The sequence below is a fragment of the Agathobaculum massiliense genome (genome assembly GCF_900291975.1).
Classification (GTDB): Bacteria; Bacillota; Clostridia; order Oscillospirales; family Butyricicoccaceae; genus Agathobaculum; species Agathobaculum ammoniilyticum.
In genome coordinates this window covers 901,793-925,938 of record NZ_OMPN01000001.1, presented here as the reverse complement: position 1 = coordinate 925,938, position 24,146 = coordinate 901,793, and the positions used below count along the sequence as shown (strand labels likewise).

The following is a 24,146-nucleotide window of genomic DNA, read 5'->3' as shown; positions in this document are numbered from 1 at the left end:
CGCTTACTTGTTCTTGAACTCCTTGGCGGGCTTTTCCTTATTCTTATCAAGGAAATAAGCCATGCCATACTTCTGGTCCTCAGTCGCGAAGCACTCGCCGAAGATGTTGCCCTCCAGCTTGAGCGCGGAATTCAGGTCGGTCTGCATGCCGACGTTGATCGCTTCCTTGCAGAGCGCGACAGCGATCGGCGCCTGCGCCGCAATCTCCTCGGCCAGCTTCATGGCTTCGTCCATCAGCTGCTCCAGCGGGTAAACGTAGTTGACCAGGCCCATCTCCAGCGCCTGCTGTGCGGTGTAGTTGCCGCGGGCGGTATAAATAAGCTCCTTGGCCTTGCCGAGGCCTACGATGCGGGCCAGACGCTGCGTGCCGCCGCAGCCCGGCGTGATGCCCAAGCCAACCTCCGGCTGGCCGAACAGCGCGTTATCGGATGCAAGGCGGATATCGCAGGACATCGCCAACTCGCAGCCGCCACCCAGGCAGAAGCCGTTGATTGCGGCAATGACCGGACGCTTGAAGTTCTCGATCTTCCAGCAAACACGGTTGCCGTTGTTGCCGAACTTCTTGCCTTCCTCAACGGACAGGGTGGACATTTCGGAAATGTCCGCGCCGGCCACGAAAGAGTTGACGGTCTTGCCCTTCTTGTTTACCATGGAGGAACCGGTCAGCACGACGCAGTATACGTCGTCCATTGCCGCAACTTCGTCGAACGCTTCCTCGAGCTGGCCGTACATATCGGTGGACAGCGCGTTCATGGCTTTCATGTGCTCGATCTTGACGACCGCTACATGGCCTTTCTTTTCAACTACTACATCAGTCATTGGTAAGACTTCCCTTCAAATTGATGTCGGAATCTTATATACGAGGTGCGCCGCGCACCTGCGCAATCGAATGCTTTGGAGATAGGGGGCCTGCAAAAAGCCCCCTATCATGCCGGTTTGATTTACTTGCAGAGCTCGTCGCGCTCAACAATGATCGCTTCGCCCATGCCGCCGCCGATGCACATGGTGGCAAGGCCGAGGGTGGAGTCGCGCTTGATCATTTCGTAGATCAGCGTGGTGGTGATACGGCAGCCTGCCGCGCCGATCGGGTGGCCCAGTGCGATCGCGCCGCCGTTGACATTGACCTTGTCCATATCAAAGCCCAGCTCGCGGTTGACCGCAGCGGCCTGCGCGGCAAACGCCTCGTTGGACTCGACAAGGTCGAGGTCGGCAACGGTCAGGCCGGCGCGCCCCAGCGCCTGGCGGGTGGACTCGATCGGGCCGACGCCCATGATGGACGGGTCGCAGCCGACAGAGCCGAACGAACGGATCTTGACGAGCGGCTTGAGGCCGTGCGCCTTCACATAATCCTCGGACGCGATAATCATCGCGGCACCGGCGTCGTTGATGCCGGAAGCGTTGCCCGCGGTGACGGTACCGTCCTTCTTGAACGCCGGACGCAGCTTGGCCAGTCCTTCCAGCGTGGTCTGCGGGCGGCAGTGCTCGTCGGTATCGAAAATAACGGTTTCCTTCTTCTTCTTGACCTCTACCGGAACAATCTCGTCCTTGAAGCGGCCGGAGGAAATCGCCTTGGCGGCCTTCATCTGGGATTCGTAGCCGATCTGGTCCTGCATCTCGCGGGTGATGCCATATTGCTCGGCAACGTTTTCCGCGGTGATGCCCATGTGGTACTGGTTAAAAATATCAAATACGCCGTCATGAACCATCATATCGACCAGCTTGACGTCGTTCATGCGCGCGCCCCAGCGCACGTTGTGGGAAACGTACGGTGCGCCGGACATGGACTCAACGCCGCCGACCAGCATGAGCTGATCCTCGCCGGAACGGATGATCTGGGAACCGAGCGAAATTGCGCGCATGGAGGACGCGCAGACCTTGTTGAGGGTCATGGCGGGGGTGGTGATCGGCAGGCCCGCGCCAATCAGGACCTGACGGGCAACGTTCTGGCCGCAGCCGCCCTGCAGCACCTGGCCGAACATTACTTCATCGATCGCTTCCTTGTCCACACCGGCGCGCTCGATCGCCGCATTGGCGGCAACAACGCCGAGCTGGGCTGCGGGTACGTCGCGGAGGGTGCCGCCGTAAGTACCGATCGCGGTACGGGCTGCGGAACAGATATAAACGTTCATTTGGCTGTTTCTCCTTTTCTTCTCTTACGCCGGTGATGCCGGCGCAGCGGTTTGTGACATCTCTTAACGAGTTCGTTAATATTTTATCAAATGTGCAGAAAAATGCAAGGGGTTTTTGTAAGGAATATGGCCCAAATCTTAAAATACCCATAACTTGCACAACACACACAAGGAATAAATCGGGAATTAATCGTTTGCCAGACCCATCAGTTCGTCGCGGAAAATACGCGAGTCCATCAGCTTGATCGAACCGTCCGCCTGGCGGGCGATCTGGGGCGCGAATTCCATCTGATCGAGCACCTGGGTCTGCAGGTCGATGCCGGGCGCGATCTCGACCAGGGTAACGCCCTCCGGACGCAACTCGAACACGCAGCGCTCGGTAATGTACAGGACGGGCTGGTGTACCTCGTTGGCATAGTCGCCGGAGAACGTGATGTGCTCGACCGCATTGACGAACTTCTTCTTCGCGCCCTCCTGGGTGATGATCAGCTTGCCGTCGCGGCACTCGGTCTTGAGGCCCTTGGCGGTAAACGTGCCGCAGTAGACGACCTTTTTGGCGTTCTGGGTGATGTCGATGAATCCGCCCGCGCCGGCTAGGCGGGTGCCGAACTTGGACACGTTCAGATCGCCGTTGGGCGCGGTTTCAGCCAGGCCAAGGAACGCGACGTCCAGGCCGCCGCCCTGGTAGAAGTCAAACTGCACGTTGTGCGGGATGATGCACATTGCGTTGGCGGCCGCGCCGAACTGGGTGCCGCCATAGGGGACGCCCGCGATCGAGCCGGCCTCGACGGTCAGGGTCATCTTGTCCGAAATGCCCTCCTCGGCGGCGACGTTGGCAATCTTTTCCGGAGCGCCGGTACCAAGGTTGACGATCGCATCCGGCGGCAGCTCCATAGCCGCGCGGCGGGCGATGATTTTCTTGGCGTCCATCGGGATGGGCGGGATGGCGTCCACCGGAATGCGGAATTCGCCGGTCAGCGCGCCGTCATACGGCATGCCGAGGCACTGCATGTTTTCCTCCTCCGAGCCGACGACGACCGAATCCACATAAATACCCGGAATCGCCACCAGCTTCGGATCGAGCGAGCCGCCCTGCACGATCTTTTCGACCTGCACGATGACCTTGCCGCCCGAGTTCTTGCACGCCTGCGCCATCGCGGTCACGTCCAGCGGGCCGATCTCGCGGTGTACGGTGCAGTTGCCGTATTCGTCGCAGTAGGAAGCGCGCAGGAACACCACGTTGATCGGGAAGCCCTTATACAGCAGGCGCTCCTGCCCCTCGATGTTGACGACCTTGACCAGATCCTCCTTGGTCACATCGTTGAGCTTGCCGCCGCCGTTGCGCGGGTCGGCAAAGGTCTTGAGGCCGACGTGGGTGATCGTGCCAATGTTGTGCGCCGCGATATCGCGGTACATATGCGAAATAACGCCCTGCGGCAGGTTGTACGCCTCGATCTTGTTGGCCAGCGCCAGCTCTCCCAGACGGGGCGCGCGGTCCCAGTGGCCGCCAATGACGCGCTTTACCATGCCCTCGTGGCCGTAGTGGTCGCCGCCGGTGCCGTCGCGGTGGCCCTGGCCGGCCGCGAAGAACAGCGTCAGATTGTTCGGATGGCCGGTCTCCAGAAAGCGCTTTTCCAGCGCCTTGGACAGGGTTTCCGGACAGGCGCAGGAGACGAAGCCGCCGGTGGCGATCGTGTCGCCGTCCTGTACTTTCAGGGCGGCCTCTTCTGCAGAGATAATGCTTACTTTCTTCATGTTCTATCATCCTCCTCAGAGTAACGGGCGTGCGCAGCCCGTTTCATTTACGCGAGCAGCCGGATCTGCTCAGTGACCGACGGGATCTCGTCCGCCGACACCAGCAGGAAGCGGCGGTCGGCATCAATGTCCTCATACAGATAGGGACAGCCGGTGCAGCCGCGAATAATCAGCAATGCGTCGTAGTGGGTGCCATCCTCCGGATAGGAGAACTGTGCGACATCCGAAAGGGAGGAGCGCACGGCTTGATAGGCTGCACCGCGATCATACCGCGGGTTGCAGCCGCCGCAGAATTTGACAGTGCAGCGCAGCATGGGTGCGTAAACCTCCTTTTGTCTAAGCGCAAACATAGGCACTCACGGATCGCCCGCGGGTGCCTATGGGATGCTTCAGAGATTACTTGATACGGGCAATCTTCTTGGCGAGTTCTTTTTTCATTTCGAGGTTGGACTGCCGTGCGATCATGATGCGCTGGGCCTGCGGGGAGCCTGCGCCGTGCATGGACTCGGGCAGGTAGCCAACCGCGGCCGTACCCATCGTCATGTTCTCGATCAGCCGGAGTACGCGCATGCGGTCCTCGGTCGGCACGCTTGCCACCCCCTTGAGGTACTTCTCGATGTAGTCGTGCGTCGCCGGATTCCGGTAGTCCGCCTCGCTCGGCTGCGTCACCATCAGACCTCCCGCAAGGTCCTGCGCCAGCCGCGCAATCTCATACGGGAACCGCGTCACATTCTGCTTGCATACGTTCGCCAGCAGCAGGTCGATCAGGTAGTTGCCGCTCTTTGTCTTCGTTCCCTGGCTGGAGCATGCGATGCCGCAGCAGTACAGCGTCTCGTTCAGGTGCGTCATCTCGATCAGCTTATCCTTCACATGGCTGGCCTTCGCCGAGCCTGCCATATCGCCCGCAAGCGCCGTCGCGCCGATCAGCACGTCGCCCACGCCTACCTTGCACCCGCCGTAGCTCTGGCGGTGGTAGCCCGCGAACCGCTCTACCATCATGCCCGCGAACTGCACCTCCCCGTTCAGGAAGATCATTTCGTTCGGGATGAACACATGGTCGAAGATCACCAGCACCTCATGCCCGCCGTAGACCTTGTTGCCCACGTCGATGTCGTTGTATTCCTCGGTCTTGCGCGTGTCGCACGACTGCCGCCCAAGGATCAGCGTAATGCCTTCCGCGTCCGTCGGGCAGGCGAACGAGATCGCGTAGTCCTCGTCCCCCTCGCGCATCGAGATCGTCGGCATCACCAGCACATAATGGCTGTTGATATAACCGGTCTGGTGCGCTTTCGCGCCCGTGACGTAAACGCCGTCCGCCGTGCGCTCCACCACATGCAGGAACAGGTCCGGATCCGCCTGCTTGGAGGGGGACAGGCTGCGGTCGCCCTTGACGTCGGTCATCGCGCCGTCCACCGCCCAGTCGTTCTCCTGCACGTCGGTCCAGAACTTCACGAAGTTATCAAAGTAATGCGTGCCGCACGCCTCGTCGGTTTCATAGGTGGTGGAGTAGACCGCGTTGGACGCGTCCATGCCGACGCAGCGCTGGAAGCAGGCGGCGGTCTTCTGCCCCAGCAGGCGCTGCATCTTCACCTTCTTGATCAGGTCGTCCGTGGACTGATGCAGATGGGTGAAGCGGTTGATCTTCTTGCCCGTGAGGTTGGAGGTCGCGGTCATCAGGTCCTCGTACTGCGGATCCTCCGCCAGCTCATAGGTCGCCGCGAACGAGTTCAGCGACGGGCGGATGATCGCGTTATCCACCGGATTCTCCACCTTTTCCCCAAAGCTGTACAGGTTCAGGTGCAGCTTCCGCAGGGACTCGATATATTGGTCTTTGGTCATCATATCGATCAAGTATCCTTTCTTTTATCAGGTTGCTATAAAAACAGGGCGGGGAACGCGGGGGTCCCCGCCCTGTTCAGGCGATATGCTTACTGGGTTTAGAAGCACTCGCGGTATACGCGTTCGCTCAGCTCAATGCTCCACGGACGGTAAGAGTTGGTAATCAGGCGCTGCTGGTTCGCCTCGACCGAGAGTGGGAAGCTCTTGATATCCTCTTCCTTGAAGCCGTACTCATGCAGCGGCTTGAGCGGGAGGACCTTTTCGAGGGTCACATTCAGGGTGCGCAGCGCATCGTCCTTGGTGCAGCCGAGGCAGCGGGCGACGATCTCCTTGAACTTGCCAAGCTCACCGGCCGGCTCGTACTCGTCGTACAGCTCAAGGATCTTGCTGAACAGCGCATAGTTGGATTCGCCGTGCGGTACATGGTAGGTGCCGCCGAGCGGGAAGGACATGCCGTGTACGGTCGCGCAGCCGGCCTTGAGGAACGCGATGCCGGCGAACAGGGAAGCGGTGACAAACTCGCCAAGGTAATCGATGCGGGCGTCCGGCCCCTCGAGCGCGATGCGGCGGAAGCCTTCGAGGATCATTTCCATCGCCTTGACCGAGAACATCTCGGAGGTGACGGTCTTGCGGTGCGGGGACAGGAACGACTCGGTCGCATGGATGAGCGCGTCGATCGCGGAAGCGGCGAACGGCTTGTACGGCAGGGTCTTGAGCAGGTCGGGCACCAGACAGACCTTGTTCGGGATGATATCGTCGGAAACCAGGCCGAGCTTGGTTTCGCCGCCGGTCAGCTTACCGTCCTTTTCGTCCTTGACGATGGCGACCGAAATGTTGGTGACTTCGGAACCGGTGCCGCAGGTGGTCGGGATCGCGATGACTTCTTTTTCATGTACAACGGGCTCGCGCTTGAAATACAGTTCATGTACAGATGCCGGGCGCTTGCAGCCGAGCAGCTTGCAAAGGTCCATGATGGCGCCGCCGCCGACAGCGATGACGCGGTCGTAGGAGTCGTACGGGATCGCTTCGTACATGGTTTCGATCATGGCTTCGGAGGGTTCGCCTGCGCCGAACTTCTCCTGGAACACGAACTGGCTCTTCAGACCAAGCTCCGCCATAAAGGGCTTGTAGATGAACTCATTGGTCAGAACGACGTCGCGTTCGCCGAGCTTGAACTCCCCGGCGAAGTCGCCGAACGTTTCAAACTTGTAGATAGTGGGGGCAATGACGATCTCTCTTTTGTCTTTCATCAAAGAAGCACTGAAAGCATCCATAGCCATAGTTGAACATCTCCATTCATAAAATTTATAAAGGCCGTGCGGGCTTTTATGCGCATCATATCAGGCAATTTGCCCTGCGCTTTTATTGTAGCAAATCCCGTCCACAACTTCAACACAAACGAACAAAAAAATCACCAAAAAATAACCACCAAATCCTGTACAAAAAGACAATAAACAGCCCTGTATTTTGGAATACAGGGCTGTTTTAACGCATCGAAACCCGTCTGTAAAGAAAAAACGGGCAGAATAGCCGAAAAGAATGGGCGGATTCAAACAGGATTTAGTTGTTTTGCGAAAAACGGCTCAAAAAGGCGCGGGTACGCTCATTTTGTGTATTTTCAAACAATTCGCTGGGCGTGCCTTCCTCCACAATCACGCCCGCGTCCATGAACAGCACGTGGTCGGCCACATCGCGGGCGAAAGCCATCTCGTGCGTAACGATAATCATGGTGGTGTGCTGGTCCGCGAGCGAACGGATAACGCGCAGGACCTCGCCCGTCAGCTCCGGGTCGAGCGCGGAGGTGGGCTCGTCAAAGCAGAGGATGTCCGGCTGGAGCGCGAGCGCCCGCGCAATGGCCACGCGCTGCTGCTGGCCGCCGGAAAGCTGGTGGGGGTAGTGGCTCATGCGGCCCTCTAGGCTCATCTGGGCGAGCAGCTCAATGGCGTGGTTTTCAATCTCCTCATGGATGGCGTGCCGGTTCTGCTTGTAATCCGGCCGCTCCTTGGCGAGCATCAGGCTGGCCAGCATGACGTTTTCAAGCGCAGTGTACTGCGGGAACAGGTTGAACGATTGAAACACCATGCCGAAATGCAGGCGCCGGCGGCGGATTTCCGCGTCGCTCTTGGCGGCGCGGTCGGCGGCGTCAAACAGGGTTTCGCCGTTTACCAGGATACGGCCCGCGTTTGGGATTTCCAGAAAGTTCAGGCAGCGCAGCAGGGTCGTCTTGCCCGAACCGGACGAGCCGATAATGGCCAGCGCCTTGCCGCGTTCCAGGGAAAAGCTGATGTCCTGTAGCACCTTGGTCGGGCCAAAGCTTTTTTCGATGTTTTGTACTTCAAGAATAGGCATTGCGGCTCGCTCCTTATACACGGAAATAGTCCATTTTCCTTTCCAGCCAGCCGAACAGCAGCGTCAGCACGCCGCAGAACACGAGGAAGAAAAGGGCGGTGGAGAACAACGGCCAGATCAGGCCGCGGTTGATGAATTCCTTGCTCATCATGATGATCTCCTTGGTGGCGATGATGTTGGCCAGCGCGGTATCCTTGATAAGCGTCATGAATTCGTTGCCCATGGGCGGGATCACGCGCTTGACGACCTGCAGCAGCGTGATCTTGAAGAAAATCTGCCGTTTGGTCATGCCGAGCACCTGGCCGGCCTCATACTGGCCGCGCGGGATAGACTGGATACCGCCGCGGAAAATCTCGGAAAAATAGCAGGCGTAGTTGATTGCGAACGCGGCGCAGGTCGCGACCACGCGCCCGTCCGTACCCATGGCGTTCCACGGCTGGCCCCAGTGCAGCAGGCCGGGGCCATAGTAGATGAAGATGATCTGCAGCATGAGCGGCGTGCCGCGGACGATCCACACAAAGAACTTGATGAGAAGGGCGATCGGGCGCAGCCCGACCAGCATGGCGCCCCATTTGCCGGACGCAAGGCGGCTGCCGCGTAGGCAGCGGAACGGTTCCCACCTGTTCATGGCGCCGAACGCCACAAGCAGGCCGACGGGCAGCGCGACCAGCAGTGTGACCACAAAGATCGTGCAGTTGATTCCAAAGCTTTGGAACAGATTGGTGAAGATAACCGAGGGGTTCATAGGATTCCTCCAAACAAAACCAAGCGGGGCAGCAGTAAGCTGTCCCGTTCGGTGTAAAATTTGTGTAGGTAAATTTGTTTATTCTGCTAGGGAAAGGCCGTATTTTTCAGCCAGAGACTGCAGCGTACCGTCTTCATTCAGTGTAGCCATGATCTCATTGACCTTGTCGCACAGGTCACTTCCCTTGCGGAAGCCGATGCCATACTGCTCCTCATGGAATACGCCGCAGATGGTCAGGTCCGCGAAGTCGGTACCCTCGCCGATCATGTTTTCCGCCATGGTCTGGTCAAAAATTGCGGCGTCCGCCGTACCCGACTTGACCTCGAGCAGCGCGTCGGTCTGCTTGCTGACCGTGACCAGGTTGGACTGGCTGAGGTTTTCGTCCTCCTCTGCCACGCTTTGTGCGGCCGAACCGGCCTCTACCGCCACCGTCTTGCCGACCAGATTGGCGTAATCCGCGTAAGTATCCTTGTTTTCTGTCTTGGTGACGACCACCTGGGTATTCTGTACATAGGGGTCGGAAACCGAAATATTCTGCTTGAGGTCCTCCGTGATGGTCATGCCGTTCCACAGGCAGTCCACCTCACCACTTTCCAGGCTGACCTGCTTGGTATCCCAAACGATCTCGATGAATTCCGGCTCCACGCCGAGCTTTTCACAGACCGCCTGCGCGAACTCGGTGTCAAAGCCGGTGAATTCGCCGGTCTGCTCGTCGGTATAGTTCATCGGCTCATAGACCGTGTAGCCGATTTTCAGCTTGCCGGCGTCTTCGATCTGCGCCAGGTCGCTGTCTGCGGCGGCGGTGTCGGACGGATTGGCCGCGTCGTCGCCGCTCGTGGTATCGGCGGAGCTGTCGCTGCCGCAGCCTGCCAGCAGAGAGGCGCTCATCGCGCCGGCGAGCAACAGCGCCAGAAGCTTTTTGGTTTTCATGGGAATGCCCTCCTAAATTCATTGCATAATTACGGTACTGTGAAAGTCATTTATCATTGTACCACTTTATTTAAGAAAATCAAGAAAAACTTTCTGGTCACTTTCTGGGTGAATGGTTGTAAGTGTTGTAAATGGCAACTCCTTGCTTGACCTGTACAGGGGGAATATAGTATTATATACAATAGATATAATAGATAACAAGATTGTTAAAGAATAAACAAAGACGGAGGTTTGGGCAATCATGGATTACGAAGCTCTTTATCAGCAGAAGCTGACCACGGCGGATGAGGCTGTCAAGGTGGTCAAATCGGGCGACTGGGTGGACTACGGCTGGTGTACCGGCACGGCCTGCGCGCTGGACAAGGCGCTCGCCGGACGGATGAGCGAGTTGGAGGATATCAACCTGCGCGGCGGCATCCTGATGTGGCAGCCCGCTATATTCCAGATTCCGGACGTAGAAAAGAAGATCACCTGGAACTCCTGGCACATGGGCGGCGTCGAGCGCAAGGCCTGCACCGCGGGCTTCGGCTTTTATAATGCGCTGCGCTATTCCGAGCTGCCGCGCTACTACCGGGAGAATGTCAAGCACGTCAACGTGGCGATGTTCCAGGTTGCGCCGATGGACAGCCACGGCTACTTCAGCTTCGGCCCGAACGCGTCCCACCTGAAGGCAGTGTGCGACGTGTCCGACGTTGTCATCGTCGAGGTCAATAAGAACATGCCGCGCTGCCTGGGCGGCTTTGAGGAAGCGGTCCACATCTCCGAGGTAGATATGGTCGTCGAGGGTGAGAACCCGCCGATCGCGGAGTTGGGCGCCGGCGGTGCGCCGACCGACGTTGACCGCGCGGTGGCCAAGCTGATCGTGGAGGAGATCCCGAATGGCGCCTGCCTGCAGCTGGGCATCGGCGGCATGCCGAATACGGTCGGTTCCATGATTGCGGAATCCGACCTGAAGGATCTCGGCGTACATACCGAGATGTATGTGGACGCGTTTGTCGACATCGCCATGGCGGGTAAGATCAACGGCCTGAGCAAGGGGATCGATCGGGGCAAGCAGGTGTATGCGTTCGGCGCTGGCACCAAAAAGCTCTATGACTATATCGACAACAATCCGGAATGCTACGCGGCTCCCGTATCCTATACCAACGACGCGCGCACCATCGCCCAGATCGACAACTTTATTTCGATCAACAACGCAGTGGATATCGACCTGTTCGGCCAGGTGAACGCGGAAACGGCCGGCACCAAGCAGATCTCCGGCGCGGGCGGCCAGCTCGACTTTGTGCTGGGCGCGTACCTGTCCAAGGGCGGTAAGAGCTTTATCTGCTGTTCGTCCACATTCAAGCAGAAGGATGGCTCGATCGCTTCCCGCATCCGCCCGACGCTGGCGGACGGTTCGGTCGTGACCGACGCGCGCCCGAACGTACACTGGTTCGTTACCGAGTACGGCAAGGTGTGTCTCAAGGGCCTGTCCTCCTGGCAGCGCGCGGAGGCGCTGATCTCGGTCGCGCATCCCGACTTCCGCGAGCAGCTCATTCAGGACGCGGAAAAAATGCACATCTGGAAGCGTTCCAACAAGCGCTGAGACGGAAAGTACCAGGCGGCCTATCTGCGGATGGGCCGCTTTTCTTCATGCAGTCTGGCATTATGAAAAATGTTTGATCTGGCGCTTTGTAAAAGGCCATACAGGGAGTACAATAGTACCAACAAAGGAAAAACAGAGAGGGTGTCACAATATGAAAAGCAAAAAAACCAGAACGATCATCCTTGCTGCTCTGCTCGCGGCGCTGACGACGGTCGCAACCATGATTATCCGTATCCCGACGCCGACGCTCGGCTATATTCACTTGGGCGACGGGCTGGTGCTGCTCTGCGGCATCCTGTTGGGGCCGGGGCTGGGCGCGGTCGCGGCGGGCATCGGCTCGATGCTGGCCGACCTGTTCGGCGGTTATATGGCCTGGGTGCCGGGTACGTTCGCCATCAAGGCGCTGACCGCGCTGGCGGGCGGCTGGCTCTACCACCACATGGCCGGACGGGAGCGGATGAATATGCCGGTACGCGTGGCGCTGTGCGGTATTCCCGCGGAAATCGTGATGGTCGCGGGCTATTATGTGTATGAGGTCGGCATGGAGCTGGTCGCGGGGAGCGCGGCGGGCGCTGCGGTTGCGGCTGTACTGGCCGGCGTGCCGTTCAATATCGTGCAGGGGCTGGCCGGCGTGATCGTATGCGCGGTGCTGTTGCCGGTGCTGGGGCATGCGAGTGCGGAGATGGGCGAACGCATCCGGACCTGAAGCACTGACCCGTTTTCCCAGATCGGTGAGGCGATGGAGATACGGGTATTCCTCGATGAACCATAAAAAGCGCTGTGGATCACTGTCCACAGCGCTTTTTCCGTTTACGAGAGCGTCAGGTACTGCTGCGGGTCAACCTTTTCGTCGTTGACCTGTATCTCAAAATGCAGGTGCGGACCGGTCGAATTGCCCGTGTTGCCGGAAAGCGCGATCCGGTCGCCCTTGGCGACCACGTCCCCGACCGATACCAGCAGCTCGGAATTATGCCCGTATAGGGTCTTGAAGCCGTTCTGGTGATCGAGGATGATATAGTTGCCGTACCCGTTGCCCGAATCCTCGGCAACGATGACCTTGCCGTTGTCCGCCGCGTAGACTGGCGTGCCTTCTCCCACCGCAAGGTCCACGCCGCCGTGCAGCCTGCCCCAGCGCCATTTGAACGCAGAGGTGAAGGTGTAGCTCGTCAGCGGCACGGAAAATTCGCCTGTGCCGATGCCGACATTCCTAGTGCCTACCTCGACGATCTCATTCCTCGCGTCGCTCAGCACCGTGCGCGCAAGGATGGTGCGGCCATGTTCCTGTCCGTCCACGGTTTCGATCTCGGCGGTGACGACCGCCTCGCCCGCGCAGCCCTCCTGCACGGTGGCGCGGTAGGTCTGGTCGAGCTGGTCGTTCTCGCGGGTGATCGTTTCATAGGGGATTTCCTCAGTATAGGTGACCGAGCGCGTCGCGGTCACATCCAAGCGGGGGGAGAGCGTGCTGTACAGCGCGCCGAAATCCGAAACCAGCGAGGTCTGGGCGACGACATTGTCCACACGCACCTCCTGCAGGAAGTCCGCGTCCTCATCGGTTGCGGTCGTGTACTGCGCCTTGACGCGGTCGAGCAGCGCCTGCGCCTCGTCCGCCGAGCGGCAGACGCCCGCCTGCTCGCCGTCGACCGAGATCACGGCAAGCGTGTCCAGTTCCCCGCTGGCGTCGATCAGCTCGGCCTTGAGCGTATCGCCGGTCAGGAACTGGTCCTCCAGTGCATAGGACGGTTTGGTTTCAATGCAGACGGGGAGCGTGTATTCCCCGCCCGCGAGCGCGCCCGCGCTCTGTTCGATTTCCGCGACCGCAGCGGAGAGCGTGTCCGCCTCCTCGACCAGGCCGAGCGGCCTGCCGTTCGCCAGCACCAGGGTGCCGCTGTGCAGCAGCAGCGCGCTGGGCACAAAGAACACGGGGAGGAACACGGCCGCTGCGCAGACCGCGCGCCGCTTTGCCGCCGCGCGGCATACGCGGGCAAGCGCCGCCCAGCAGGGCAGATCCCAGAACCAACAGATTAGGCGGTCAAGCAGCAATATGGCCCGCACAAGGGCAAATAACAGGCCGGAAAAAAGTCCGGCAAAAAATGATAACAGGTTTCGCATGACGGTAGTATGGAGAAAAGCGCTCCTCCATATTCCCTCCTTTCCAAATGTCCAAGGTTACAGTTTGGTAACAATGGATACCTTAACCGCTTTGGAGGGCGAAGTCATACGAAACCTGTCGATTGGCTCCAGAAAATTAAATTTACGTTGCAGCGCCGCAGAAATTCGTGGGGAAAAATCGCGGATCGAGGGGCTTTTGCTGATAATAGCGTTCGAGGACTGCGCGCTGAAGCGACACGGCGAGCGGCACGGCCGCGTCGAACAGGTCGCAGAAGGACTCGGTTCGTTCGCCGTTACCCGAGGACCAGGGGCGGTGCGACTGGTTGGCGCAGTCCGCGGCGAGCGGTTCGGCGGGACGGATCAGCGAGGAGGCGAGACCGGCCTTGCCCGCGAGCCGCTCCAGATGCACCAGGCGGCCGCGGATATGGCTGCCGCTGTGCGTCAGGTGCAGCACACGGCGCATGTCGTGCAGCGAGCGGTACACCGCGGCGGGGGAGACGCGCGCGCCGCACGCGCTTTTCGCCGCGCCGGCCAGCACGCGCGCCAGCACGGTGCATTCCGCGGCGCTGGGATCGAGCAGGCGGAACGCCTCAAACTCCGCGGGGGCGGCAGCGATGTAATTGGTGATCAGGATGCCGTCGATATCGCTTTCAACCAGCTTGCGCCGCGCCTCGGCGGAATAATTGGGCAGGTAGAGCGAGAGGCGGTCGGCCTGCGCCTCCAGGAAAGCGTGGGTCACGCGGTCGAGCGCGTAGTGTGTGCAGAAGCCGAACACATACGCGAGCGCGGCGGCGTCATGCTGCTGCACAGCGGCGACGCACAGCGCTTCAAACAAAGCGCCGGGCGGCTCGGTGTGCATGCGGCGCGCCAAACGGCCCAGCGGGCCGGAGAATGGCGCGTGGTAATAGTAAAGCGGGTCCGGCCCCTGTGCGCCCCAGCGGTATCCCGCGGGGTAGGTGGCGGCGATGTGCGCGGCCGAGTCTCCTGTAACGCGCTGGACGGTCGCGGCAAAAATATGATGGGTGGCATAAGACGGCATAATGGTTCCCTTTCCGCAGCAGCCTGCAATGTTGATACCAGAAACGGTGACAATAGTATACCGCAAAAGATTGCAAAATGCCAGCGAAAGCGGTATACTATTTGCAAGACAAAAAACGGGGACAGGGCTTCCCTTATCCTAATTGGAGGAATGGCAATCATGAAACTCGGTATCGTCGGGCTTCCGAATGTCGGGAAATCGACTTTGTTCAATGCAATCACGCAGGCGGGCGCGGAGAGCGCGAACTACCCGTTCTGCACCATCGACCCCAACGTCGGCATGGTGGCCGTGCCGGACGAGCGCCTGCAGCCGCTGACCGACCTGTACCACGCGAAAAAGACCACCCCTGCGGTGGTGGAGTTTGTGGATATCGCGGGATTGGTGCGCGGCGCGAGCAAGGGCGAGGGGCTGGGCAACAAGTTCCTGTCCCACATCCGCGAGGTGGATGCGATCGTCCACGTCGTCCGCTGCTTTGACAATGAGAATATCGTCCACGTCGAAGGCTCGGTCGATCCCGCACGCGACATTGAAACCATCAACCTTGAGCTGATCCTGGCGGATATCGAGCATCTGGAGCGCCGCCTGGAGCGCACCCGCAAGGCTGCCAAGGCGGACAAAAAGCTGAGTCGGGATGTGGAGCTCCTCGAGGCGCTCAAGGCGCATCTGGAGGAGGGCAGGACCGCGCGCACGTTCGAGGGCTTCGGCGAGGATGAGGACGTTGACCGCGTGGTAAAAGAGAGCGACTTGCTTTCCGCGAAAAAGGTGATCTACGCCGCCAATATGGACGAGGCGGGCTTTACCGGCGACGCGGCCGAGAACGAGCGCCTGAAGGCAGTACAGGCGATCGCGGACGCGGAGGGCGCGATGGTGCTGCCGATTTGCGCCAAGCTGGAAGAGGATATCGCGGGCATGGACGCGGAGGAGAAGGAGATGTTCCTTTCCGAACTGGGACTGCACGAATCCGGCCTGGACCGCCTGATCCGCGTGTGCTACGACCTGCTCGGCCTGATGAGCTACCTGACTGCGGGAGAGCAGGAGGTGCGCGCATGGACGATTGAAAAGGGTACCAAGGCGCCGCAGGCCGCCGGAAAGATCCATTCGGATTTTGAACGCGGCTTTATCCGCGCCGAGGTGATCGGCTATCAGGATCTGATCGAGCTTGGGTCGCTGGCGGCGGCCCGCGAAAAGGGCCTTGTCCGCTCGGAGGGCAAGGAATATGTGATGCAGGATGGGGACGTCGTCCTGTTCCGCTTCAACGTATAAGGGAGTATTGCTCAAAAAGCGCCGTGAAAAACGGCGCTTTTTTGTATTTGAGGGTAGATTTGTTTACTTCTTGTGATTATATTGTGAATTTAACCGAATTGTTATTGCATATCCCACAAGCTCTGTATATAATGAGGATGGTATAGACCGTCGAAAAATGGCGAGCGGTGTGCTTGCCGTTTTATTTTGTATGATATTTTTCATTTACGCATATATAAAGACAGCGAAACAGGGGAAGATCATGTTAGAAAACCGGATCAATAAAACAAGGAAAGGGGCGCATATGGTGAAGCGTACGGCGAAGAACGCCGCGCCGAAGGCGGAAAAGAAAACGCTCCGCGTGCCGCTCGCCCTGAAGATAGTCGGCGGCGTGGCAGCGGCTCTGCTGGTCCTGCTCTGCGGGTTCACCTACCTTTATCCGAATGTGTTCCCAGGGGTGACGGTCGGGCCGATCGCGGTCAGCGGGCTGAGCCGGAGCGCCGCCGCGGCGCAGATCGAAAAGCAGAGCGCGCCACTGTATGAGGACGCGGACGTTTCCGTCACAATTTATGAGCAGACCTACCGTATTCCGGTGCGCGACGTGCTGGAAAATGTGGACGCGGCGCAGTCCGCGGAGAACGCCTATGCGGTCGGACGCACGGGCAACCCGCTGGCCCGCATGTGGGATGTGGTCACAGCGGTTTTCGGCAGGGGCGAGGCGCAGCTGGCGGCCACCGTGGATGAGGAGGGGCTGAAAAAGGCACTGTCCGACATCGCCGCGGAGGCGTTGACCGAGCCGGTAGAACCCACTTGGGACATTGGCACGGATACCATGACCATCCATGCCGGCAAGCCTGGCGTACAGTTTGACACGGATGCGGTCGAGCAGGCGCTGACGGAAAAGATCCGCCTGATGGATTTCGAGCCGTATGAGGTTTCGACCGAGCTGACCGAGACGCCTGCGATCAATGTGGATAAGATCGCCGAGCAGGTGATCGGCGAGCCGGTGAGCGCGACGGTCAATAAAGAGGACGGCAAAACCATTGTGCCGGAAAAGCCCGGCGTGCAGTTCGATATCGACCAGGCGCGGGAGATCGTGGGGGACGGGACGGAGCAAAGCTATTCCGTCCCGATCACGACCACGCAGCCCAAGGTGACGGCGGCGGACCTGCAGGAAAAGCTGTTTCGGGATACGCTGGCGCAGGCGGTGACCTACCTGGACGAGAGCAATACCGCGCGCACCAACAACGTCAATCTGGCGTCGGCGGCCATCAACGGGACCATACTCAACCCGGGCGATGAATTTTCGTATAACGGTGTGGTCGGAGAGCGCACCGAGGCGCGCGGATATAAGCCGGCGCACGCATATGTCAACGGCCAGATCGTTGACGAGTTCGGCGGCGGCGTCTGCCAGCCCTCCTCCACGCTGTATATGGCCGTGCTGCGCGCGGACCTGGAGGTGACCGAGCGGTATAACCATTCCTATACAGTCGCCTATACGCCGCTGGGCGAGGATGCGACCGTGGATTACGGCAATCTGGATTTCCGGTTCAAGAATAATACGGATTATCCGGTCAAGATCCTGGCGCAGCAGAGCGGCGGGCAGATGGTTATGACGCTCGTCGGCACCAAGACGAGCGACAAGACGGTTACGACCCGCACCGAAGTGTTGGAAACCTATTCGCCGCAGACGATCGAGAAAAAGGATAATTCCATGAAGGTGGGCCAGACGCGCTTGGATGTGAGCGGCATCACGGGCTATTCCACCCGCACCTATAAGCAGATCACGGAAAACGGGAAGACGACCGAGGTGCTGGCGAACAGCTCGCGGTATGACAAGCGGGATAAGGTGGTCTACGTCGGCACGATCCAGCCGGAGCAGCCCAAAACCGAGGAACCGCCCAAGACGGAGGAGCCGTCCGGCGACGGCGGGGAAGCCGGAGAAACAGCGGAACAGGGCGCGTCCTCCGCAGCGGCGCCGGAAACGCCGGCGGGCGGCTCCGCGTGAGCGGACAGGGCGCGGTCCGGTAAAGACAGCGGGGAAACGATAGGAGGAAACAGCAGTTGCACGATAGAGTACAGGTGAGAAAGACGATCAAGCGGCAGTGTAAGCGTAGGGTCAAGGAGCAGATCGGCCGCTGTGTGGGGATACAGTTTTTGTATGCGGTGCCATATTTCCTGCTGGTGCTGATTCTGTACCTCACGATATTCGGAGATTTATTTGCGTTGTACGCAAATGGGTACAGGGGAAACGCGCTTAGCATGGCTATGGAGCGCAACCTGAATTCGGTATGGCTGGTGATATTCGTCATGCTGGTCGTCACCGGCCCGCTGATGTATGGCATGATGCGGTTTTATATTGGCCTTTTCCGTGGGGAGGAGCCGGGCGTTTCCGCGCTGTTCCAGCCGTTTACCTCGCTGCACTCGTTCTGGGCGGGTGTGCGGATGGAATTCTGCCTGTTTTTCCGGCAGCTCCTCTGGTCGGTCCTACCCACGGCGCTGTTTTTCTTTGTGGGCATGGGCCTGCTGGTGAATGCCGTTGCTTCGGGGCATTACCTGACGCAAACGGATTTGACGGTGGCGGTGGCGGTGCTTTATGTATTCTACCAGCTCGTGTTGATCCCGATCCGCATCAAGGTGATGACCTATCAGGCGGGCTGGGTCCTGATCAGCGAGCATGAGGCACTCGGCGCGTGGGATGCCACGCGCGACGGGAGCGGTGTGTTCCACGGGCATTATGGGAAGGTACTCCTGTTTGTTTTAAGCTTTTTCTGGTGGTATGTGCTGTCCGGCCTTGTCAGCGGGCTTTGCTGGCTGATTGCGATGTTCGGCTTTGTGTTTATCCCCGGCGCGTCGGGCTTCGTGGCGTTCCTGCTGGCGCTGGCCGCAGGGGCCTGCTTGGGCGTTGTGATCAACGGTTTTCTGGCGGCGTACATCAATACCTCTTTTATCGGCCTGTTTGAATTTTACGCGGGCAGGACACAGGATGTCAGTCAGCCTGAGCAGTAAGGGAAAAAACGGATAAAGCGGTGGCGGGAGCTGAAGGTGCCGCCGCTGTTTGCACGCTTGACAGGAAAATACCGTGATGCTATAATGGAACCGTTATACAGGTAAGTATGGCGATGAAAAGGAAAGTACGGCGTGGAAAACGGCAAAGCGAGTCTCGGATGGTGGGAGCGAGACGCGGGGGCCGCGGCAGAAAATGGCCTTGGAGTCCCGCACCGAGCCGCGGTACGCGGGTAGGCTGCGGCGGGTGGGCGCCCGTTACAGCGCTTCGGGTATGGAAGTACCTGATGAGGCGCGCCGCCGCGAGGGACGCGTGAAGCAAGGTGGTAACACGGAAGCGTTTTTGCTCTCGTCCTTGAATGGAAAACCATTCGGGAGGAGGGCTTTTTTCATGCCTGCCGCTCTGCGGACGTGGCGGCCTGCGCCCTAATGGCAAACGATGCGGGGGGCGGAAAACCTGCGGGACGTGTTCCCGTATCCGTATACCGAACGGGACGCGCGTGATTGTAAGAATGGAGGGCTGCCGGATAGCGAGCTGTATGCGCTGGTGTGCGAAAGGAGATAAATGATTTTGCATCTGGAACGGTTGACAGATATACAGGATGGGCGGTATGATACTGCAATGGCTTTGTACGCGGAGAGCTTTCCACCGCATGAGCAACGACAGATAGCATCACAAGAGGCAATCCTGCGGGACAAACGGTATCGGTTTGAACTGGTCTTCGATGGGGTGGAATGGGTTGGCCTGTTACTGTGCTGGGAAACGAAAGACTTTATTTATGTGGAGCATTTCTGTATATTCCCTGAGCTGCGGAATCGCCATTACGGGCAAAGGACACTGTCGCTGCTACAGCAGAGCGGGAAGACCATTGTTTTGGAAATCGACCCCCCAGAGGACTGGGTTTCCTGTCGCCGCGCTGGTTTCTATGCGCGCTGCGGATATTGCACCAATCCGTATCCGCATGTACACCCGCCATATCATGTGGAAAACAGCGGACACAGACTGGTCGTGCTGTCCTTTCCGAAAGCGCTGACCGAGACGGCTTACCAATCATTCTACAAATTTTTGCAGGATGTGGTTATGTACGACTGTTTTTGATCTTATAAAATTTCATTTTCTATGAAGGAGAGCAAAGTGATGGACAAGAAACCCTATTATATCTCAACGGCGATCGCCTATACCTCGGCCAAGCCGCACATCGGCAACACCTATGAGATCGTGCTGGCCGACGCGATCGCGCGCTACAAGCGCCTGACCGGATACGACGTGTACTTCCAGACCGGTACGGACGAGCACGGCCAGAAAATCCAGGAAAAGGCCGAGGCCGCGGGCATCACCCCGCAGCAGCATGTGGACAACGTCGCGGGCCAGGTGAAGGACATCTGGGACCTGATGAACACCACCTACGACAAGTTCGTACGCACGACTGACCCCATGCATGAGAAAAAGGTACAGAAAATCTTCAAAAAGCTGTATGATCAGGGCGATATCTATAAGGGTGCGTACAAGGGCAAGTACTGCAAGCCCTGCGAGTCGTTCTGGACCGAGTCGCAACTTAAGGACGGATGCTGTCCGGACTGCGGCCGGCCGGTGGTGGACGCGGAGGAGGAAGCCTACTTCTTCCGCATGAGCAAGTACGCCGACCGCCTGATGAAGCATATTGAAGACCACCCCGAGTTCATACAGCCGGAGAGCCGCAAGAACGAGATGGTCAACAACTTCTTAAAGCCCGGCCTACAAGACCTGTGCGTGTCCCGCACCTCGTTCTCCTGGGGGATTCCGGTGGACTTTGACCCAGGGCATGTGGTTTATGTCTGGCTGGACGCGCTGACCAACTATATCACTTTCTGCGGCTACGATCCTGATGGGAACCACGATGAGCACTATAAGCGCTTCTGGCCCGCGGACGTGCATTTGATCGGTAAGGACATCATCCGTTTCCACACCATCTACTGGCCGATCTTCCTGATGGCGCTGGGCGAGGAACTGCCGAAGCAGGTGTTCGGCCACCCGTGGCTGCTCGTGGGTGAGGGCAAGATGTCGAAGTCACTCGGCAATGTGATCTACGCGGACGATCTGGTGCGCCTGTTCGGTGTGGACGCGGTGCGCTACTATGTGCTGCACGAGATGCCGTTCGCCAACGACGGCGTGATCTCCTATGAGCTGATTTGCGAGCGCATCAACTCCGACCTTGCCAACGTGCTGGGCAACTTGGTCAACCGGACAATCGCCATGACCAAGAAGTATTTCGGTGGCGTTATCCCCGCCCCGATTGCGGCGGAGCCGGTGGACGACGAGCTGAAAACGGTCGCGCTCGGCCTGCCCGCGGCACTCGAAAAGCGCATGGCCGACCTGCACGTCGCTGACGCGATCGACGAGGTGTTCACGCTTCTGCGCCGCTCGAACAAATATATTGATGAAACCATGCCCTGGGCGCTGGCCAAGGACGAGGCCAAGCGCGACCGCCTGGGTACGGTGCTGTATAACCTGCTGGAGTCCATCCGCTTTGCGGCGACCATGCTGCGCCCCTACCTGCCCGAAACGGCGGACAAGATCTTTGTGCAGTTGAACACCGCGGACAATGGTGTGGAGAGCCTTGCTTCGTTTGGCGGCATACAGGCGGGCGCGCAGGTGGGCGAGGCGTCCATCCTGTTCGAGCGCATCGACATCCCGAAAAAGCTCGCGGAGATCGAGGCGGAGAAGCAGGCCGCGCAGACGGCGGAGCAGCCGGTGGTCACTTTCCTGCCGGATATCCCGTTCGACGACTTCTGCAAGGTGGATATGACCGTGTGCAAGGTGCTCGCGTGCGAGAACGTCAAGAAGAGTGAGAAGCTCTTAAAATTCCAACTCGACGACGGATCGGGTACGCCGCGCCAGATCCTGTCCGGCATCGCCAAGTATTACAAGGCCGAGGAATTGGTAGGCAAGACGGTCGTTGCGGTCACCAACCTGCCGCCGCGCAAGATGATGGGGCAGGAGTCATGCGGCATGCTGCTCTCCGCGGAGAAGGACGGCAAGCTCGATCTGCTCATGCTGGATGATGGTATTGAAGCGGGTGCAAAGCTCTGCTGACAGAGTATAGTGGGCTTCACAAGCCCACTATATGCGAAAGACGGTTCCAGTAGAAACCGCCTTTCGATACCCGAATGACGCCGCCTAAGGCGGCTGGGTCGGGGCATCCAAACACCCGGCATAGCGGGGGAGGGATGCGCGCTGCGGCGCGGTGGAACGGCGGTTCAGAGAGCCGCCGTTTTGCTGTTTGGAGGCGGGGATTGCAGGCGGCGCGAAGCTGTGCTACAATAAAAGAGCGAAGGGCTGCGGCTGGCGCCGCGGCTCGCTTTTTATGGGTGGGGGTCTGGATGATGTATCAAGACGAATACGTTTCGCTGTACAGGGGCGGCGGCTTTTGGATCAACAATGCGGAATGTAAGCAGCGGAAAATCATCGACCGGTATGCGGCGCAGAGGTGGCGGTATGCCGGCTGTTTGCCGATAAAGCTTTCCGGCGATAGTGGCCTGATGAAAGAGGCCGACCTGGTGCTTGGAAGGCCTGTGGAGGATGAAAAATGAACGCGGCAAACATTCCGATGGCAGTCATCCTGTGCTTCTGCGCGGCGGTATTTGCTGTCGGCGGCTGCTGGGCGGCCATACGGCGCGACTCGATGCACTTCTGAGCGGGCAGCACGGTCAAACCGGAGGAAATCCGCGATATCCCAGCTTATAACCGCGTCTGTGCGCGGCTGTGGAGGGGGTACGGTGCAGGCTGGACGCTTTGATCGGCATTTACAGATATATCTACAAAAAATACAAGCGATAAGGATGAACCCATGCGAAAGAAATACCTCTTTTTTGATATTGACGGCACGCTGGCGACCGGCCTGACGACCGTGATGCCGGAAAGCGGGGCGCGCTGCCTGGAGCGGCTACGCGCGAACGGCCATTTTACCGCGATCGCAACCGGCCGGCTGCAGGCTTCCGCCGCCGTGGTCGCACAGCGGTACGGCTTTACGCATATCGTGGCCGACGGTGGTTACAGCCTGACGCTGGACGGAGAGGTCATTGAGATGCAGAGCCTGCCCGTGACGGATTGCGTCGCCCTGCTGGACCGGCTGGAGCGGCAGCGCGTCCCCTGGGCGGTAACGCTCGAAAACGAGCGGGTCTGCCTTACGGCGGATGAGCGGTATCTGGCTGTCGCGCCAAGCAATTATTTTCCGGTCACGGTCGATCCGGCCTTTGATTACCGCGGGATGGACAAGCTGTATAAGGTATATATCGCCTGCACGCCGGAAAATCAAGGGGAGATCGACCTCGGCGGCCTGCCGACGGTCCGCTACAACCAGGATGTGCTGTTTATCGAGCCGGTCTGCAAGCAGCGCGGCATCCGGCGCATGCTGGACGTGCTGGGCGTGCTGGATGAGGACGTCGCAGTCTTCGGAGACGGTACGAACGACGTTTGTATGTTCGGGCAGGGCTGGCTTTCGGTGGCGATGGGGAACGCCTGCGCGGCGCTGAAAGAAAAGGCGGATTACATTACGACATCGGTTGACCAGGACGGACTGTGGAATGCCTGCCGGCATTTCGGCTGGATATGAGGAGGAAAGTAAAACGATGCTGTTTGATACCCATGCGCATTATGATGACGAGCGCTTTGACGAGGACAGGGATGCGCTGCTGTCGGCCATGACGGAAAACGGTGTAGGGCTGATCCTCAACCCGGGCTGTGATTTGGAGAGCTCTCGCAAGGCGGTCGGCTATGCACAAAAATACCCTTTTATATACGCTGCCGTGGGGATACATCCTGAAAATATTGACGAAAATTGGAATAACGACCTTGCGGTCATCAAAGAACTGGCGCAGACGGAGCCGAAGGTGCGTGCGATTGGCGAGATCGGGCTGGATTATTACTGGGAAAAGGACGAGCGGGCGCGCGCGCGGCAGCAGGTGGTGTTTGCGCGGCAGATGGAGCTTGCGCGCGCGCTGGGCAAGCCGGTTATCGTGCATGACCGCGATGCGCACGGCGACTGCATGGAGATCGCGCGCCAGTATGCCGGCGTCACAGGTGTGTACCATTGCTTCGCGGGCAGCGTGGAGATGGCGCGAGAGCTGCTCAAGCTGGGATACTATCTGTCATTCACCGGTGTGATCACGTTCAAAAACGCGCGCAAGGCATTGGAGATTATCAGGGAGACACCGCTCGACCGGCTGATGATTGAAACGGACGCCCCCTATATGGCGCCCGAACCGTATCGCGGACGCCGCAATTCGTCGCTATATGTACACCGTATGGCGGAAACGATTGCGCAGGTCAAAGGGATGGAAGCGGAAGCGGTCGAAAGGATCACAACAGAAAACGGCAAAAGATTGTTTGGGATTGCGTGACGAAAAATTTGCATTTTTTCTTGACAGGGAAAGTGTATT

Annotated in this window: 21 protein-coding genes; 10 read left to right on the top strand and 11 right to left on the bottom strand. The window is 59.0% G+C overall.

Annotation, left to right across the window (positions count from 1 at the left end; genetic code table 11):
- Positions 1 to 3: 3 nt before the first annotated feature.
- From DBQ51_RS04800 to DBQ51_RS04760, 9 genes are all read right to left on the bottom strand, one after another.
- A complete protein-coding gene (locus DBQ51_RS04800; protein ID WP_054327254.1) occupies positions 4 to 819 on the bottom strand; it encodes an enoyl-CoA hydratase-related protein in 816 nt (271 codons plus the stop codon).
- A 122-nt stretch (positions 820 to 941) separates the two neighbouring features.
- Positions 942 to 2,129 carry an acetyl-CoA C-acetyltransferase gene (locus tag DBQ51_RS04795; protein WP_054327255.1) on the bottom strand — a complete coding sequence of 396 codons (1,188 nt, stop codon included), beginning with the start codon at positions 2,127 to 2,129 and terminating at the stop codon, positions 942 to 944.
- Positions 2,130 to 2,315: 186 nt separating this feature from the next.
- Entirely contained in the window at positions 2,316 to 3,884 is a 1,569-nt protein-coding gene (locus tag DBQ51_RS04790; protein ID WP_054327256.1) for an acyl CoA:acetate/3-ketoacid CoA transferase, read from the bottom strand.
- Between the two features lie 47 nt (positions 3,885 to 3,931).
- The gene (locus DBQ51_RS04785) at positions 3,932 to 4,198 is read right to left on the bottom strand and encodes a hypothetical protein (protein ID WP_054327257.1); all 267 of its coding nucleotides are present in this window, start codon (positions 4,196 to 4,198) and stop codon (positions 3,932 to 3,934) included.
- Between the two features lie 82 nt (positions 4,199 to 4,280).
- Positions 4,281 to 5,726 (bottom strand): 4-hydroxyphenylacetate 3-hydroxylase family protein, encoded by a 1,446-nt coding sequence (locus tag DBQ51_RS04780; protein WP_390125245.1) that lies wholly within the window; start codon positions 5,724 to 5,726, stop codon positions 4,281 to 4,283.
- 95 nt (positions 5,727 to 5,821) lie between these two features.
- Positions 5,822 to 7,003: a 4-hydroxybutyrate dehydrogenase gene (locus DBQ51_RS04775; RefSeq protein ID WP_242977827.1), complete on the bottom strand. Its 1,182-nt coding sequence runs from the start codon at positions 7,001 to 7,003 to the stop codon at positions 5,822 to 5,824.
- A gap of 280 nt (positions 7,004 to 7,283) precedes the next feature.
- Positions 7,284 to 8,072: an amino acid ABC transporter ATP-binding protein gene (locus tag DBQ51_RS04770; protein ID WP_107630927.1), complete on the bottom strand. Its 789-nt coding sequence runs from the start codon at positions 8,070 to 8,072 to the stop codon at positions 7,284 to 7,286.
- A gap of 13 nt (positions 8,073 to 8,085) precedes the next feature.
- Positions 8,086 to 8,817 carry an amino acid ABC transporter permease gene (locus tag DBQ51_RS04765; protein ID WP_054328304.1) on the bottom strand — a complete coding sequence of 244 codons (732 nt, stop codon included), beginning with the start codon at positions 8,815 to 8,817 and terminating at the stop codon, positions 8,086 to 8,088.
- A gap of 78 nt (positions 8,818 to 8,895) precedes the next feature.
- Entirely contained in the window at positions 8,896 to 9,747 is an 852-nt protein-coding gene (locus DBQ51_RS04760; protein WP_054328305.1) for a transporter substrate-binding domain-containing protein, read from the bottom strand.
- A 241-nt stretch (positions 9,748 to 9,988) separates the two neighbouring features.
- Between DBQ51_RS04760 and DBQ51_RS04755 the strand changes: the two genes are divergently transcribed.
- Both DBQ51_RS04755 and DBQ51_RS04750 read left to right on the top strand, forming a co-directional pair.
- Positions 9,989 to 11,332, top strand: coding sequence for a butyryl-CoA:acetate CoA-transferase (locus DBQ51_RS04755; RefSeq protein WP_054328306.1), 1,344 nt, complete (start codon positions 9,989 to 9,991; stop codon positions 11,330 to 11,332).
- 151 nt (positions 11,333 to 11,483) lie between these two features.
- The gene (locus tag DBQ51_RS04750; RefSeq protein ID WP_107630926.1) at positions 11,484 to 12,038 is read left to right on the top strand and encodes an ECF transporter S component; all 555 of its coding nucleotides are present in this window, start codon (positions 11,484 to 11,486) and stop codon (positions 12,036 to 12,038) included.
- Between the two features lie 104 nt (positions 12,039 to 12,142).
- Here the strand turns inward: DBQ51_RS04750 and DBQ51_RS04745 are convergent, their stop codons facing one another.
- Together DBQ51_RS04745 and DBQ51_RS04740 are read right to left on the bottom strand one after the other, a co-directional pair.
- Positions 12,143 to 13,372 carry a M23 family metallopeptidase gene (locus DBQ51_RS04745; RefSeq protein ID WP_159068069.1) on the bottom strand — a complete coding sequence of 410 codons (1,230 nt, stop codon included), beginning with the start codon at positions 13,370 to 13,372 and terminating at the stop codon, positions 12,143 to 12,145.
- Positions 13,373 to 13,583: 211 nt separating this feature from the next.
- Entirely contained in the window at positions 13,584 to 14,480 is an 897-nt protein-coding gene (locus DBQ51_RS04740; protein ID WP_107630924.1) for a hypothetical protein, read from the bottom strand.
- A 159-nt stretch (positions 14,481 to 14,639) separates the two neighbouring features.
- On the opposite strand from DBQ51_RS04740, the gene ychF reads away from it, so the two are divergent.
- The 8 genes from ychF to DBQ51_RS04700 all read left to right on the top strand — a co-directional run bounded on the left by ychF (position 14,640) and on the right by DBQ51_RS04700 (position 24,107).
- Positions 14,640 to 15,743 carry a redox-regulated ATPase YchF gene (ychF, locus tag DBQ51_RS04735; protein WP_186949735.1) on the top strand — a complete coding sequence of 368 codons (1,104 nt, stop codon included), beginning with the start codon at positions 14,640 to 14,642 and terminating at the stop codon, positions 15,741 to 15,743.
- Positions 15,744 to 16,026: 283 nt separating this feature from the next.
- Entirely contained in the window at positions 16,027 to 17,730 is a 1,704-nt protein-coding gene (locus DBQ51_RS04730; RefSeq protein WP_159068068.1) for a VanW family protein, read from the top strand.
- 56 nt (positions 17,731 to 17,786) lie between these two features.
- Entirely contained in the window at positions 17,787 to 18,731 is a 945-nt protein-coding gene (locus DBQ51_RS04725; RefSeq protein ID WP_107630921.1) for a DUF975 family protein, read from the top strand.
- Positions 18,732 to 19,293: 562 nt separating this feature from the next.
- Complete coding sequence (locus DBQ51_RS04720; protein WP_054328312.1) at positions 19,294 to 19,827, top strand: N-acetyltransferase; 534 nt, start codon at positions 19,294 to 19,296, stop codon at positions 19,825 to 19,827.
- A gap of 21 nt (positions 19,828 to 19,848) precedes the next feature.
- The gene (metG, locus tag DBQ51_RS04715; protein WP_107630920.1) at positions 19,849 to 21,801 is read left to right on the top strand and encodes a methionine--tRNA ligase; all 1,953 of its coding nucleotides are present in this window, start codon (positions 19,849 to 19,851) and stop codon (positions 21,799 to 21,801) included.
- Between the two features lie 287 nt (positions 21,802 to 22,088).
- On the top strand, positions 22,089 to 22,298 hold the full coding sequence (locus DBQ51_RS04710; RefSeq protein ID WP_107630919.1) for a DUF4177 domain-containing protein: 210 nt from the start codon (positions 22,089 to 22,091) through the stop codon (positions 22,296 to 22,298).
- A 257-nt stretch (positions 22,299 to 22,555) separates the two neighbouring features.
- Positions 22,556 to 23,320, top strand: coding sequence for an HAD hydrolase family protein (locus DBQ51_RS04705; RefSeq protein ID WP_107630918.1), 765 nt, complete (start codon positions 22,556 to 22,558; stop codon positions 23,318 to 23,320).
- A 16-nt stretch (positions 23,321 to 23,336) separates the two neighbouring features.
- Positions 23,337 to 24,107: a TatD family hydrolase gene (locus DBQ51_RS04700; protein ID WP_107630917.1), complete on the top strand. Its 771-nt coding sequence runs from the start codon at positions 23,337 to 23,339 to the stop codon at positions 24,105 to 24,107.
- The last annotated feature ends 39 nt before the right edge of the window (positions 24,108 to 24,146 follow it).